This is a genomic window from Microcoleus sp. K1-B1 (assembly GCF_036704705.1).
GTDB lineage: Bacteria > Cyanobacteriota > Cyanobacteriia > Cyanobacteriales > Microcoleaceae > Microcoleus.
This window is the reverse complement of sequence record NZ_JAUBSH010000139.1, coordinates 1-13,333: the sequence shown is the minus strand read 5'-3', so window position 1 is coordinate 13,333 and position 13,333 is coordinate 1. Positions and strand designations below refer to the sequence as shown.

Annotated in this window: 17 protein-coding genes and 1 pseudogene; 6 read left to right on the top strand and 12 right to left on the bottom strand. The window is 45.8% G+C overall.

Translation table 11 applies throughout. From position 1 onward, the window contains the following. Positions 1 to 69 precede the first annotated feature (69 nt). Together QUA83_RS28905 and QUA83_RS28900 are read right to left on the bottom strand one after the other, a co-directional pair. Entirely contained in the window at positions 70 to 687 is a 618-nt protein-coding gene (locus QUA83_RS28905) for a hypothetical protein (protein WP_333297571.1), read from the bottom strand. A gap of 158 nt (positions 688 to 845) precedes the next feature. After that, complete coding sequence (locus tag QUA83_RS28900) at positions 846 to 1,325, bottom strand: hypothetical protein (RefSeq protein WP_333297570.1); 480 nt, start codon at positions 1,323 to 1,325, stop codon at positions 846 to 848. A gap of 74 nt (positions 1,326 to 1,399) precedes the next feature. Here QUA83_RS28900 and QUA83_RS28895 point away from each other — a divergent pair, with 74 nt between their 5' ends. From QUA83_RS28895 to QUA83_RS28875, 5 genes are all read left to right on the top strand, one after another. Beyond that, a complete protein-coding gene (locus tag QUA83_RS28895; RefSeq protein ID WP_333034626.1) occupies positions 1,400 to 2,083 on the top strand; it encodes a response regulator transcription factor in 684 nt (227 codons plus the stop codon). Beyond that, entirely contained in the window at positions 2,080 to 3,618 is a 1,539-nt protein-coding gene (locus tag QUA83_RS28890) for an ATP-binding protein (RefSeq protein WP_333297569.1), read from the top strand. The genes QUA83_RS28895 and QUA83_RS28890 overlap by 4 nt, the downstream gene beginning before the upstream one ends. A 30-nt stretch (positions 3,619 to 3,648) precedes the next feature. Beyond that, entirely contained in the window at positions 3,649 to 3,786 is a 138-nt protein-coding gene (locus tag QUA83_RS28885; RefSeq protein WP_333297568.1) for a hypothetical protein, read from the top strand. A gap of 132 nt (positions 3,787 to 3,918) precedes the next feature. Continuing rightward, complete coding sequence (locus QUA83_RS28880) at positions 3,919 to 5,013, top strand: DUF4241 domain-containing protein (protein WP_333297567.1); 1,095 nt, start codon at positions 3,919 to 3,921, stop codon at positions 5,011 to 5,013. 15 nt (positions 5,014 to 5,028) lie between these two features. Next, complete coding sequence (locus tag QUA83_RS28875; RefSeq protein WP_333297566.1) at positions 5,029 to 5,451, top strand: DUF2809 domain-containing protein; 423 nt, start codon at positions 5,029 to 5,031, stop codon at positions 5,449 to 5,451. 169 nt (positions 5,452 to 5,620) lie between these two features. Here the strand turns inward: QUA83_RS28875 and QUA83_RS28870 are convergent, their stop codons facing one another. The 3 genes from QUA83_RS28870 to QUA83_RS28860 form a co-directional block, all read right to left on the bottom strand. Continuing rightward, a complete protein-coding gene (locus QUA83_RS28870; protein ID WP_333297565.1) occupies positions 5,621 to 6,049 on the bottom strand; it encodes a DUF202 domain-containing protein in 429 nt (142 codons plus the stop codon). Between the two features lie 220 nt (positions 6,050 to 6,269). Further along, the gene (locus QUA83_RS28865; protein WP_333297564.1) at positions 6,270 to 7,685 is read right to left on the bottom strand and encodes an LCP family protein; all 1,416 of its coding nucleotides are present in this window, start codon (positions 7,683 to 7,685) and stop codon (positions 6,270 to 6,272) included. Between the two features lie 104 nt (positions 7,686 to 7,789). Further along, the gene (locus QUA83_RS28860) at positions 7,790 to 8,164 is read right to left on the bottom strand and encodes a hypothetical protein (protein ID WP_333085806.1); all 375 of its coding nucleotides are present in this window, start codon (positions 8,162 to 8,164) and stop codon (positions 7,790 to 7,792) included. A gap of 245 nt (positions 8,165 to 8,409) precedes the next feature. Here QUA83_RS28860 and rpe point away from each other — a divergent pair, with 245 nt between their 5' ends. Further along, complete coding sequence (rpe, locus tag QUA83_RS28855) at positions 8,410 to 9,111, top strand: ribulose-phosphate 3-epimerase (RefSeq protein ID WP_333297563.1); 702 nt, start codon at positions 8,410 to 8,412, stop codon at positions 9,109 to 9,111. 96 nt (positions 9,112 to 9,207) lie between these two features. Here rpe and QUA83_RS28850 read toward each other — a convergent pair whose 3' ends face one another. The 7 genes and pseudogenes from QUA83_RS28850 to QUA83_RS28820 form a co-directional block, all read right to left on the bottom strand. After that, positions 9,208 to 9,990 carry a DsbA family protein gene (locus QUA83_RS28850; protein ID WP_333297561.1) on the bottom strand — a complete coding sequence of 261 codons (783 nt, stop codon included), beginning with the start codon at positions 9,988 to 9,990 and terminating at the stop codon, positions 9,208 to 9,210. Positions 9,991 to 10,417: 427 nt separating this feature from the next. Further along, entirely contained in the window at positions 10,418 to 10,930 is a 513-nt protein-coding gene (locus QUA83_RS28845; protein ID WP_333297560.1) for a hypothetical protein, read from the bottom strand. 116 nt (positions 10,931 to 11,046) lie between these two features. Continuing rightward, the gene (locus QUA83_RS28840) at positions 11,047 to 11,490 is read right to left on the bottom strand and encodes a hypothetical protein (protein WP_333297558.1); all 444 of its coding nucleotides are present in this window, start codon (positions 11,488 to 11,490) and stop codon (positions 11,047 to 11,049) included. 82 nt (positions 11,491 to 11,572) lie between these two features. Then, positions 11,573 to 11,755: a CsbD family protein gene (locus tag QUA83_RS28835; RefSeq protein WP_333163178.1), complete on the bottom strand. Its 183-nt coding sequence runs from the start codon at positions 11,753 to 11,755 to the stop codon at positions 11,573 to 11,575. Between the two features lie 402 nt (positions 11,756 to 12,157). Continuing rightward, positions 12,158 to 12,364: a hypothetical protein gene (locus tag QUA83_RS28830; protein ID WP_333297556.1), complete on the bottom strand. Its 207-nt coding sequence runs from the start codon at positions 12,362 to 12,364 to the stop codon at positions 12,158 to 12,160. Between the two features lie 414 nt (positions 12,365 to 12,778). After that, positions 12,779 to 12,976: a hypothetical protein gene (locus QUA83_RS28825; RefSeq protein ID WP_333297554.1), complete on the bottom strand. Its 198-nt coding sequence runs from the start codon at positions 12,974 to 12,976 to the stop codon at positions 12,779 to 12,781. A 65-nt stretch (positions 12,977 to 13,041) separates the two neighbouring features. After that, positions 13,042 to 13,242: pseudogene (locus tag QUA83_RS28820) on the bottom strand (HNH endonuclease); the annotation flags it as partial. Positions 13,243 to 13,333 lie beyond the last annotated feature (91 nt).

The following is a 13,333-nucleotide window of genomic DNA, read 5'->3' as shown; positions in this document are numbered from 1 at the left end:
ACGTCTTAAGTTTAACTCCAATTAGGTAACTTAATATTTTGTTACATAGATTGGTTTTTTCCCGCCTACCTACTTACCTGTAGAAGCATCGATGGTATTAATCTGTCCTAAAGGAGCAATTATTTGTTCTATATTTTGCAGGGTATCTGTACCGACTGCGCCTTTATCTACAATACCTTTAGCCTCAATGGTAATGCCGCTGCCCAGGGAAAGATAGCTAATTGTATCCGTGCCTAATCCTCCAGTTATGGTATCTGTGCCGCTACTACCTAGGATGAAGTTATCTAAACTATCTCCAGTAATATTGTCGTTTCCTGCTGTGGTGCTAATACTGTTAGCTGGCGGAGGGGGTGGAGTTGGGTTTTGGGGAGGTAAAGCAGAATTCGTAAGTTGTGCGCCTTGATTTTGGGGAGGAGGATTGCCCGGTACGCCTTGATTTTGGGTAGGTTGGTTGCCTACTGCTGCTTGATTTTGCCCTGGAGGATTGCCCGGTGCGCCTTGATTTTGCCCTGGAGGATTGCCCGGTGCGCCTTGATTTTGGGGAGGTTGGTTGCCTGGTGCGCCTTGATTTTGGGGAGGTTGGTTGCCTGGTGCGCCTTGATTTTGGGGAGGTTGGTTGCCCGCTGCGCCTTGATTTTGGGGAGGATTGCCCGGTGCATTGATTGGATTAGGAAATAGTGCTGGCATGATGTAATTACCCGGATTAGTTTTTTAAGTTTGAATCAGTTGTCAGGCTAAAGAAATGAATTCTCAATCGGCCTTTGATTTAGTCTCTACAATCATTAAGTTGGTTGAATATGACATTTATCCCTGTCCTAGGATTACAGTTTTGTAATGTGGAAAAATTAGCGTTTTTCCGAATTTTGAGGTAGATTACGATCGCCCGGTGGACGCGGTGGAATGCCCAGAATTTTAATCAACTCTGCTTCGGTGACTCCCAATTTTTTCGCTGCACCGGGAATATCTAAACGAGGACGGGGCGGTGGGCTGGGCGGCCGATTATTTTCACTTGGTGGTTCCGGCGGTTTGGCGGGTAGGCCCAAAGCTTCGATTAACTCGGCTTCGGTGACTCCTAATTGTTTGGCGGCAGCGGCAAAATCTATACGGGGCGGATGTCTGCGCTCTTGATTGGGATCGGGCTGGCTCTGGGCTAGTACAGTATTAGAATTAGTGGTAGTTCGATCGGGAAAAGTCAAGCTGCTAAATCCCAGCAGCAACGCTGTAGCGGGTAACGCGAGTAGTGAAGCAATTTTCATGAGAGTTACGATCGCCGATCCAGAAATGTTTATAGCTACATCAAACTCCCCAAACATGACCTGCAACATTGTGGATGGATTACAGTTTTGTAATTTAAGTAAATCCACGCTCGCGGTATAATCGCAACCTAATCGCTAAATCTATGAATGTTCTATACGTTGAAGATGAAGAAAAAATCGCCAATTTTGTTTGTATGGGTTTGAAAGAACAAGGCTTTGTTGTGGATTATTGCGATAATGGCAATGATGGCTACGGGCGGGCGATGGATAATGAGTACGATGCGATCGTCCTGGATATTGTATTGCCCGGAAAAGATGGATTATCTATTCTCAAACATCTGCGAAAGGCGGGACGCAACGTACCCGTGATTTTATTAACTGCTCGCAATGAACTCGACGATCGCATTGAAGGGTTACATCTTGGTGCTGATGACTATTTAGCTAAACCGTTTTTTGTTGAAGAGTTAGTGGCTCGGATTTATGCTGTGGTGCGGCGGGCTTCAGGCGGTGGGCAAAATATTCTGAGTGTTGGCCCTGTTAAGCTCGATCGCATTTTGCGAGAAGTCACTTGCGATCGCCATGCGGTAGAACTTACAAGCCGCGAGTTTAATCTGTTGGAATATCTGATGCGATCGCCCGGTAGGGTACTCACCCGCACGCAAATCCTCGAACATATCTGGGGTTATGATTTTAATCCGAATACGAATGTGGTAGATGTATGTATTCAACGCATTCGCAAGAAAATTGAACCGATCGGCGGTACAGGATGGGTTGAGAGCGTGCGCGGCGTTGGCTATCGGTTTCGCAAACCAGATTCCCCATCGTGAAATTGCAATCTTTTCGCTTTCGCATTGCTCTATCATCTGCTGTTCTAGCAAGTATTGCTTTAATTGGCTTTAGTATTGTTTCGTGGTGGTTGATTTACGATGCTAAGGTCAAGCGTCTTGATGCTGAAATCAAGAATCAGTTAATCCAATCTACACGCCCGCAATCGACCCAATGGGGTGCTTATAGTGATTCTTTGCCATCAGTTTTGGGCATGAATGATGGGGAAACAACCGCAGCTTTGCTGGTGACTGATAGAGATGGTAATTTGCTCTACCGATCGAGCCAGTGGCAAGATGGAATTGATGCCAATTCACTATGGCGATCGTTGCCCCAACCGCCTCCCGATCCTGGCAGAATACCTTTTCAATTAGAACCTCCCCCTCCACCACATCCACCCTATCCACCACCTCCCCATCGACCCGATTCCTTTTCACCGAGAGAAAGAAGACCCCCGCGCGATCGACCTCCTCAATTCGATCGACCGGATTTTCCGCGAGTTTTCAAAGCTAAACTAGCAACCCAGCGTACTAGCAGGACAGTTTGGCGTGTGGGCGCGATTCATTCTCCTCAGACTCAAATAGCGATCGCTGTTAACTTACAAGCGATCGATCGGGAAATGGCATCGATTCGCAATATCTTTCTATTTTCTATTCCCGTAGTGCTTTTACTCGTGGCCGGTGGAGCGTGGGTGATATCGCGGAGTATTCTATCTCCAATTGGACGGCTCACGATCGCAATTCGCAATGTCACCGTACAAGGACTCGATCGGCGCGTCCCTGACGGAGCAACGGATATAGAGTTTGTAGAATTAATTTTTGTGTTCAATCAGATGTTAGAACGTCTAGAGCGAAGTTTTAAACAAGCTTCTCGTTTTAGTGGAGATGCCGCCCACGAATTAAAGACTCCGCTGGCAATTTTGCAAGGTCAACTAGAACGGGCTTTGCATCAAGTTGAATCGGGTTCTGAGGTGCAGCAAACCCTGAGTAATTTATTGGATGAAGTGCGCCGTTTGAGTGAAATAACCCGTAAACTTCTCTTACTCTCTCACGCCGATGCCGGACGTATGGGTTTACATTTGGTTGAGGTGAATCTGTCGGCTTTGCTATCGGAAATTGCCGAAGATATGGAACTGCTAGCACCGCATTTAGATGTGCAAATGGCAATTGCTCCTAATTTATATATCAAGGGCGATCGCGATTTGCTGGTGCAGGTTTTGCAAAATCTGGTTGGTAATGCGATTAAATATAATTTACCGAAGGGTTGGCTCAGGTTACAGGCTAATTGTCAGGGAAAAAGAGTAATTGTGAAAATTGTCAATAGCTCTCAAGATATTTCTTTGAGGGAGCGCGATCGCATTTTTGAGCGCTTCCATCGTGGTGACTCGACTCAGATCCAAAAAATAGAAGGATCGGGATTGGGGCTAAGTTTAGCAAGGGAAATTGCACGAGCTCACGGCGGCGATATCAAACTAGATGCTGCAATACTTGGTCAAACAGGGTTTATACTGAGTTTACCTGTGGGCGATCGCGATTAACCTTATAGCAGTGAAGCAGGACGAGTTCTGTTGGCTAAGACTTTGGCTAATTCTGATTTTAAAGTTAACGGTGCGACTGGGGAAGTTAAGTTTTTGCTCGGTGGCGAGCGCCACAGCAATGTAATTCTTTTACAAGTGGTACCAGACACTCAATCCGATACAGGTTAAGATTTTATGCCAGTCATATCAAGTCCGGTTAAATAGATATGGCTTACCCAAGCAATCTTTGATGTTGAACCACAAATCATATATTAGAGTAGTAAAAATGTTCTATCTAACTGCGATCGCCTCATGTCCCTAATGGCTCATACCAATTTCCTCGCAGCATTCGAGCCCAATCAAGTCTACGAATCGCTCACAGAGGGTCGCATAACCAGTGATGTTGTTCAGGCGGGTGACTTAGTTTTACCTTCAGGGCGTATTATTGCGTGCGACCCCGGTTGGCTGTGGTGCGACGTTGCCCCATTTACCAGAACCGTTCCACCAGGGCGCTATCCTGTGTTGCTAAGTGTGGTTGACTATTGGACCATTGCCTGTGCGATGGTTAAGTTTTGCTCCCAATCCCCTGTCCGTTGGGAGATGGCTCTGCGTCCAAGTGAGGATTTGGCGGAGTTAAGAGGGAATCAGTTTTTTGGCTATGGTGTTGATGCGGGAATGGGCTGTTTTGTGGATGCTCAGGTAGTTGAGCGGCGTTCTGCTAAAGAATGGCAGCGTCTAGTCTATCGTGCCTGTGAACAAATGTTTGAATTGCAGGGCTGGCTAGCAGATCGGGATCTGGTAACTCAATTGACCTACCCATCTCAGCAAATTATCGATCCGAGTGGTTTCAATCTCACCCTAGACCCCGATACTCACACTTTCAATCTCACCCTAGACCCTGATACTGAGGGCAATGCGATCGCGTTTTCAAGTGGATACGGGGATGGTTCCTATGCCAGTTATTGGGGGTTCACAGCCGATGATGAACTGGCTTGTTTGGTCACTGATTTCGGGGTACTGTTTGAGTACATCACGCAAGATATCGAGATTGAAGCAGTCACAAGGTTCCTAGAAAAATCCATAGAGCATCCTGACTTGGAGCGGCTTGAGGTGGCTATCAGACTCAGCCGTCATCGCCCAAGTTGGGTTCAGCTTAGTGATGATTCGCTGAACGATCGACCCAGCAACCCAGATTGCATCGTGGTTTTGGAAGGACAGGGGCGCCAGCCCTGGAGCGTCTATTTAGAGGCTGGCGATCGCCGTTTTGCGGAGCTTCGTATGATGTCAGGATCGATAGAAGAGGATAGGTGGTACAGAGAACATTGGTTCAATGAGCCGTTGCAAGCCAATGCAGTATTGAAGATGACATTTACTGCTGAGGTTTATCCTCTTCAACCTGTGACAACAAATCCGTGATTGTGGCCGGAATCAATGACTTCCCCAATTTCTCCCGATCGCCGTTTTTTCAAATATCGAGTTGCTCTGCTAATCAGCATTACTGTCATTATCCCTTTAGGTTACGCAGTGAGATTTTCTCGCGGCCCTGCACCGGAATGGTTCAACGACTTTTTTGGGAGCATAGCCTATGAGGTATTTTGGATTTTGCTGGTAGTTCTGATCTTGCCGCGAGTTTCGCAAATTAGGGCGGCTGTAGCTGTGTGTCTAGCTACCTGCGGAGTAGAGTTTCTCCAACTGTGGACACCTCCGTTTTTACAAGCAATGCGAGCTACTTTACCCGGAAGGCTGATTTTGGGAAATCACTTTACTTGGTCAGATTTTATCTCTTATTTTGTGGGGAGTTTTTTAGGTTGGTTGTGGGTGCGATGGCTTCATTCCACTTGCTTCCGCTTGTAACTTTTACTGTATTTAAATTGTAGATTTTGATGACCCGATCGAAAATGATCAAATGCTCTCCCCATCGAACCCTCTCCACATCTCTCGAACACCATAGACAATCTAGATGCACAAAATCTTAATGATATGGTTGGGGTTATTTTCACTTTAGCTAAGCGATCGGCTTAACTTAGAATTGAGAGTTTTTAGGAGTTGAAGTGGGAGCTATATTTCCGCGATCTCGCCATAGCAACAACGGAATGCTTAACGTTCCTAAAATCATTACAACTCCAGTCAGAATCCAAACTAGCACACGATTTGGGCGATAATCACCTCGCTCAATTTGCCAGAAAACTCGATTATAACGCCATGCTGCTAAGGCAATGACCACAATTCCAAAAACGACCAGACTCAGCCCTAAAGTTTCCGAGTTGAAGAAGGGAGGGGAGGAAACTTCTTGCTGAGTCACTGTAGCTTGAAATTGACGGAGAAATAAACTGAACCGACTGATTGCAAACCCAAAACCAATTAAAGCGAGTGAAGTTCGTAACCATGCAAGAAAGGTGCGTTCATTTGCCTGATGTTCCCGCTGTCGGTCTATTTTATCACCCTTGTTCATCCACCCTACCTTTATAAAATATCTTAAGCTTTCCCTTGTTAACTCTTGTTTCAGTTGAGATTGCGTAGGGAAGTATCGCTATGGCGATCGTGATTCATCATCACCAAAAAATATAGTATCAGTAAATCGACAAAAAAGCGATCGCCTCCATCTCTACCAACAGAAAAGAAGAGGACACAGCAATGCTGTGTCCCTACAAATACCCCAGTTAAAATCTAGTTTAAAAAGACTTTGCCGCACCACCAGACTGAGCCTTTTTCGCCAACCAATCCTGACCCAATCTGATTGTCACATCCGAATTCAAAGAACCGGTACTCTCAACCAACACATCTCCAAAACCCAAAAACTGGCGAATCGCTTGAGCACCTTTAATATCGCCCTGTTGAGCTACTAGAGTAGTTACCTCCAGCGGTTCCGGCCAAGCTTTATAAACCTGAACATTCCGATAACCGGCTTGAGTCAGAGTATTGACAAAATCTTCAACAGCCGATGGATCTCCGGTACTATCTTGAATCGCCACATTCAGAAAAGTCGAATCCGCATTCTCAATTTGCCAAGTATTTTGGCCGAAGTCAAAATGTTCCGCCACCATAGTTTCGATAGCATATTGGTCTGGCAACCAAAAACTTGACTTGTAGTCCTTAGAATCGCTAAATTTACCCGGAACCATCAACATCTGCACGCCAGCGCGATCGGTTTGAGTAGCAAAACCAGCCAAAGCTACCAATTCTTCTATACTCAAATTGGTGTCCAGGTGAGACTGAATCACCGATAAAATCTTCGGTAGTCGAGACAGCAAACCTACATTTACTTCCTGTTCCACAAAAGCTCGCATCAACAATTGTTGGCGCTGCACCCGCCCGATGTCGCCCAAATCGTCGTGCCGGTAAAGCAAATATTGCACGATTTGTTCGCCGTTGAGTTTCTGCTTGCCAGCCTTTAAATCTATATATAAATGCTGACTATGATCGGTATACTTCATGTCTTTAGGGACATTAATAGTAATGCCACCCAGGGCATCTACCAAACTTTTTATGCCATGAATATTAACTGTGACGTAGCGGTCAATTCCCACACCGCCCAGGAGTCCGCTGACTGACTTCGCTGACGAAGCCGGGCCACCGTAGTAATTAGCTTCGTTGATTTTCACCTCGCCCCTGCCTTCAACATAGGTGCGGGTGTCTCGCGGAATGGAAAGCACGCTTAACTTTTTATTTTGAGGGTCAAACCTAACCAACAGCATGGTATCGGTTAAGCCCTTAAATGAGTTTTCCCAAACCTCGTGTCCGACATTTTTGTTGACACTTCCTTCGATGTCAGAGGTCAGAACTTTAAGTCCTAAAACTAAAATATTAACTGGCCGAGTCAGCTCCGGCATTTTCATGCTGAGCTTTGCCATGTCGCCTTGAGAAAACACTGCCGCTTCTTCAGGGCTCAACTTTTGTTGCTGAAGTGGCGTTGTAGAAAGGGAGACGGCTAGCAACGCTCCGGCTGTGGCTGAGAGCATGGCTACTCCAGCCAAACCAAAACCAAAACCCAGCCAGCGGCCTCGATGGGGCTGGGAAGCTTTTTTGGTTGCAGGTTGAGCAGTTGATTGTTGGATAGGGTCTTGATTAGGAATTTTTTGAGCTGGCACTGGCTTCCTCACACACAACAAAAATAAAAAAGATAATGGCAATATGTAGTATCAAGCTGAAGACGCAATCAATCAATAGGGTAGGGGCTTAAAAGAACCCTAAATTATGATAAATGTTTGCCTACTACTTGCTCGGCTAGGCGACTAATTCCGGGCAACCATAGCGGTTGACGCTTCCAGAGGCGAACCATCAGTCCCAGAGCAACGATGAAATAGCTGGTTGTTAGCAGGCTACTCATTAATAACATGGGAAGTGTCGGAGATTCCGCAGAAATCGCTCCAGCTTCTAAAAGAATATGTCCTAAGAGCCAACTAAAAGCAAGGGCAATTGCCAAGCGGCTGATGGCTTTGCGTTCGGGACTACCCTGACGGCGGTAAAGAGTCCACAGGGCGGGGAAAAAGCCGATGACTGGGATCATTAATACAAACAGACTGGCACGATCGAGTTCAGGATTTTCTAAGGGATCTGTTTTTTTCATAATTCGGTACTCAAAATTTGCAGAAGGTCGGATTGTGCACACAAGTTATTTGTTAGAGGTAAAATTTATATCCTAAACCAAAATTCCGAGAGCTGGGCTGGTGCGCGATCGCCAAACTTGTCTGTCAGAGGCCAAATTTTTCTGCCCTCCCAATCTCGCGACCGATCGTTGGCAACTTTTCGACCCGGAGACCCGTATTTTGATAAACTGGATACAGCACAGCAGTCAGGAGAACAGACTTAGCCATGACCCAATCCCAAAAACCCATCGTTATTGCTCCATCCATATTATCAGCCGATTTTAGCCGTCTTGGAGAAGAGATTCAGGCTGTCGATCGAGCTGGGGCTGACTGGATTCACGTAGATGTGATGGACGGTCGCTTTGTTCCTAATATTACTATCGGGCCGCTGATTGTTGAGGCAATTCGCCCCGTTACTACCAAGGTAATCGATGTCCACTTGATGATTGTCGAGCCGGAGAAGTACGTCGAGGACTTCGCTAAGGCTGGTGCGGACATTATTTCGGTGCACGCGGAACACAATGCTTCGCCTCACTTGCACCGCACCCTCGGCCAAATTCGGGAATTGGGCAAAATGGCTGGTGTGGTTCTGAATCCTTCGACGCCTTTGGAGTTGATCGAGTACGTGCTGGAACTGTGCGATTTGGTGCTGATTATGAGCGTCAATCCGGGCTTTGGTGGTCAAAGTTTTATCCCGGCTGTTTTGCCGAAAATTCGCCAGTTGCGTAAAATGTGCGACGACAAGGGCCTCGATCCTTGGATTGAGGTGGATGGTGGTTTGAAGGGGAACAATACTTGGCAGGTTCTGGAAGCGGGCGCAAATGCGATCGTCGCTGGTTCTGCGGTGTTTAAGGCGAATGATTACGCAGAGGCGATCGAGGGTATCCGCCACAGCAAGCGCCCGACTCCTGAGTTGGCTGCGGTTTAATCAAAGATTTTTCGAGTTTTTCTGGTTTTTCTCGTTCCCAGCCTGCTTTGGCTGGGAACGCATTTTTAGACTCGGTTTCCAAGAGTCAGGAATTATTTATTTCGAGACAGATGCGAGAATGCTTTCCATCTCAGAAAGCTCGATCGCCCCGGAGAAAGTTTTGCCGTTCATAATAAAAAAGGGAGTGCCTTCAATGCCCAGTTGTTGAGCAAGTTGCACGTCTTTCTGAATGGCGGCTTCTGCAGCGGGGCTGTTGCGATCGGTGTTGAATTTATCTAATTTTAGATTGAGCTTTTGGGCGATAGATGCGTACAATGGTTCGCCTAAATCTTTCTGCCCTTCAAACAAAGCGCTGTAATATTCCCAGAATTTGCCCTGCTGGCCCGCCGCCCAAGCTGCTTTAGCTGCCGGCAGCGCTTGAGGGTGAATTGAAGTCAAGGGAAAATGCTTGTAAGCTAAAGTAACTTTCTCCTGGTGTTTTGCCATAAACTGCTTGACAGTATCGTGAGCGCGCGCGCAAAACGGACATTGAAAGTCAGAGAATTCTAAAAGTACAATCTGCTGCGAAGCTGAACCCGTGGTGGGAGAATCCCCTATCGAAGATTTGGGATTAGTTTTCATCTCCTGCAAAAATGACTGCTGCGCTGCTTTGAGAGACTGCTGCTGCTGTTGCTGGTACGCTTGTACCGACTCTAAAATTGCTTGGGGATTTTCGCGGATAACCTGCAAGACTTGCTCTTTCAACTTGGGATCGACTGAATTGCCAGCCGTTGACTGTGCGGGGGAACAACCGATAAATACCAGGCAACCTGCCAGGAGTACAGCCAAGCAGAAGGCTTGCTGGCTACGGAGTTTTCGCCAAATAGTGGATACGTTCATCTTTTTTTTCTGATTCACGGCAACACTTAATCCTACATTTAATTTTGCGGAGTGTCAGGTATACCGCAGTTTACTGCTGTGCAGTTATTTTTATCTGTGACCAATATTTATTCCGTGGCGATCGGTAATTCGTAGTTGGTAATGGGCAAGGGGTGTGAATCACCCGAACACCGACTAACCTAATAATTAAAATTTAAATCTTTGGAATTTATTATAATATCGTTTCGCCGGGAACGACGCCAATAAAAAAGGTTTGTAGTCAGGACTTTAGTCCCGATCGGATTCTGAGGAGTAAAGTCTTAACTACCAACGCGCTCACGGTTCTTTTACAGGACTAGATATAGAAAATAAAAGGACGATCGCCAGAGCGATCGTCCTTTTATTGGCTGCACGTATTATCCGCTTTTAGGCTTGTCTGAATCCCAGATTATTTGCGGTTGTTGAGCCATTTAGCCGCAACTATTCCCAAAATACCAGCAACAACTGGATTTCCCAAAAACTTCATCAAACTCGGCTGTTCGGCCAGGACTTCTCGGAAAATATCCGGATGATTGTGATAGGTGAACGAGGCCAGCTTGGTAACATCGTCAGCATTCATGCGGCTGGCGTGGTGGGTAGAAAGTCCTAGCTGCTTTTCCAATTTGCGATCGTCCAATCCTCTCTTGCCCAAATGCTTGAAGAATTCCCGCGCTACATCGTCGCGTTCATTTGGCTTAATTTGGGCGATCGCCTTTTGCAATTCCGGTTCCAACTGAGCCGGCGGGAGAGAGTCGTGATTCAGTGAACGCCCGAATAATTGTTTGCGCTGAGCAGGCGAAGTTCTCTGAGCAAAATCGTCAAAGTTTTCGTAATCTTCACCCGTTGTCTCCGGCATCATTTCTCGATCGCCCTGGGCTAAATCGTTCATGATTTGACGCTTGTAATTATCGCTGCTACTCATGGTAACTTTTTTCCAATCTACACAACATTTCAGTCTTAAATTGAGATGGTTTCGCCTTCAAAAAACTGCGGAATATTAAAGCGCCACGGGGCTATCATTTAACCTTGCCAACCCGGTCAAGACTTGTATTCAATCTGATTTGATTGCTGGTCGTACTTAGCAGTCAAAATCAACTTTTTGTCAGGAGCGTAAACCAAAACACTTACATCCTGATTTGGGAAATTGCGGTGAAAACCTTGTGCTAAAGATTTCGCCAAATCTTTCACTTCAGTTGGGCGGACTTGCGGGGTAATTACAACTCCCAATTTGTTATTGTCGCGGACGTAAGCATCCTGAACCAGGCCCTGAGCCGTCTTTGTTACCCATTGACCAAAATCTTGACCTGCGGCGGTATTGCCACGTTCTAGCTGCGCGTAATAACCCTGACTGCCACCAATTGCTACAGGTACATCAGTCGGTTTTTGGGTTGAAACACTGGGCGCGCACGCAGTCGTAATAGCCAGCATTAAAACCAAAAGTACGCCCGCAATTATTTTGCGACTCTGCTGCAATAAACTCACCTTTTTTCCTCCCTTCTGAAAACAACTTGAAGACTTGAAAGGGTCAGGTTGCTCGACCCTCTCAATGCCTATAGTATTAGGCTTAGTCTAGTTTCTTTTTGAGCTCATCTTTGACATCTTCGATCGCGTGACCAGCTTCAGCTTTTGCCTGCTTGGCTTTGCCTTCTGCTTTATCTTTCGGGTCGCCAGTAACATTGCCTAGGGCTTCTTGAGCTTTGCCTGCGATGTTGTCGCCAGTTGCCTTTGCTCTATCTTGAGTGCTCATGGGTTTCTCCCTATCTGTATCTAATTTGACGTTTTTTACTTAATGAACTCATCATAGGTAACTAGGAGCTGCGTTGCACTCTACCTCTAGGAAGAAAGAATGAATAACAAATGGAATATGGAATATGGAATATGGAATATGGAATATGGAATATGGAACAGATATTTTCGGTTTTGAATCAACTGCAACTTTCTTACTTACATTTTTGTTTTTTTACATTTTATGCTGGTTGCAATGAAGTAGTTATGTAAAAAAAAAATGGTGTACGGGAAACCATACACCATTTTTTTAGCCTAAAAAAATTTTTATTTTTTTTTATTTTTTAATTCTGCCTTCTGCCTTCCCAAGGCGAGTGTGGGCAAGAACACATTTTACCCACACCCTAAAAAAAACCTATTAGTTTTAATCTACCTTGTGATGACATTCTTCATCTATTTTGTGCTGAAGTTCTTCTTTCAACTGTTCGACAGCGCGCCTAGTTTGAGCATCTTCTTGTTTTTGCTGACCGAGGGCTTTTTCTGTTTCCTCGCCGAGCAATATTTCCCTAGATTTTGGTAGCGTGACTTGATTTTCGCTAGCCGTGTGGGTCGCGTTTTCTTGACTATTCATTAGTTTTTCCCCTATTGTTTGCAAAATTTATTTTTAACAAGGGTACTTAGAAGTTAACCTTATATTTATAATAAGGGAAATCACGAATGCTTCCCTCTGTCTGAAGGGAGATAGGGGCTGGTGAAGAGTTTTGAGTTTTGAGTTTTATAGTTAAGATAAATTACGGAAACTTCCATTAGCCCCAAAGGAGATAGGGGAAGGGGAATAGTGCGTGAGATTGCTTGGTGAGTCGCAAGGCGCCGGCAGTGAATGAGTTGGGGAAAGGGGAGGAGGGGGAGAATTTTTCTGGGGCGCGATCGCCATAAGTAGCTTTTGTCGTTTGTTTGATGAGGCTGTTTCGACATTTTTGATAGACTCCCCAACCGTCGCGGACGGAGATTCTAATTCATGGTTCATCGAAGTCCACTTGCTATCTCAGGGTGCATCGTCAATAGTAGAGGGGGTCTTCTCCCCACACTTTCGCTCTTTCGAGGCGGATTCCTCTTGCCCAGAGGTACCGTTTTGCAGCTCCATCCCTAGCATCTTCATTCCCTTTTTCAGGATAATTAAAGTCTGTGAAGGAGTCACCTCCTCCACGGCTCTCCAAAACGGAACGTGATCGTTTCCCATCATTCCGCTCCTCAATAAAACGGCTGTTGTCATCAGTACGTCGTTACCAACATATCGTTTTCCCACGCTCAAAGCCTTGGTTCCACTGGTGGCTTAGGTTTAGCACTTGTGCAGCTAGATTTGTTAGCGAGACTGCCATCATTCGCAGTTTTTGTGTCGTGGCAATGTCGATGGAGTAATTGCCAATTATCATAGGATTCCCTTCCACCTTTCGATTTTGGGATGATGTGGTCAACCTTTATGGAATCTCCATCTTTGAAGTAGTTATCGCAGTGAGAACATTTGGGTGCATCTCAGTTTGGCAAATACATCAAATTGAAAGTTGACCATTGAGATAAGCACAGCGAAGAGCAAGGATAG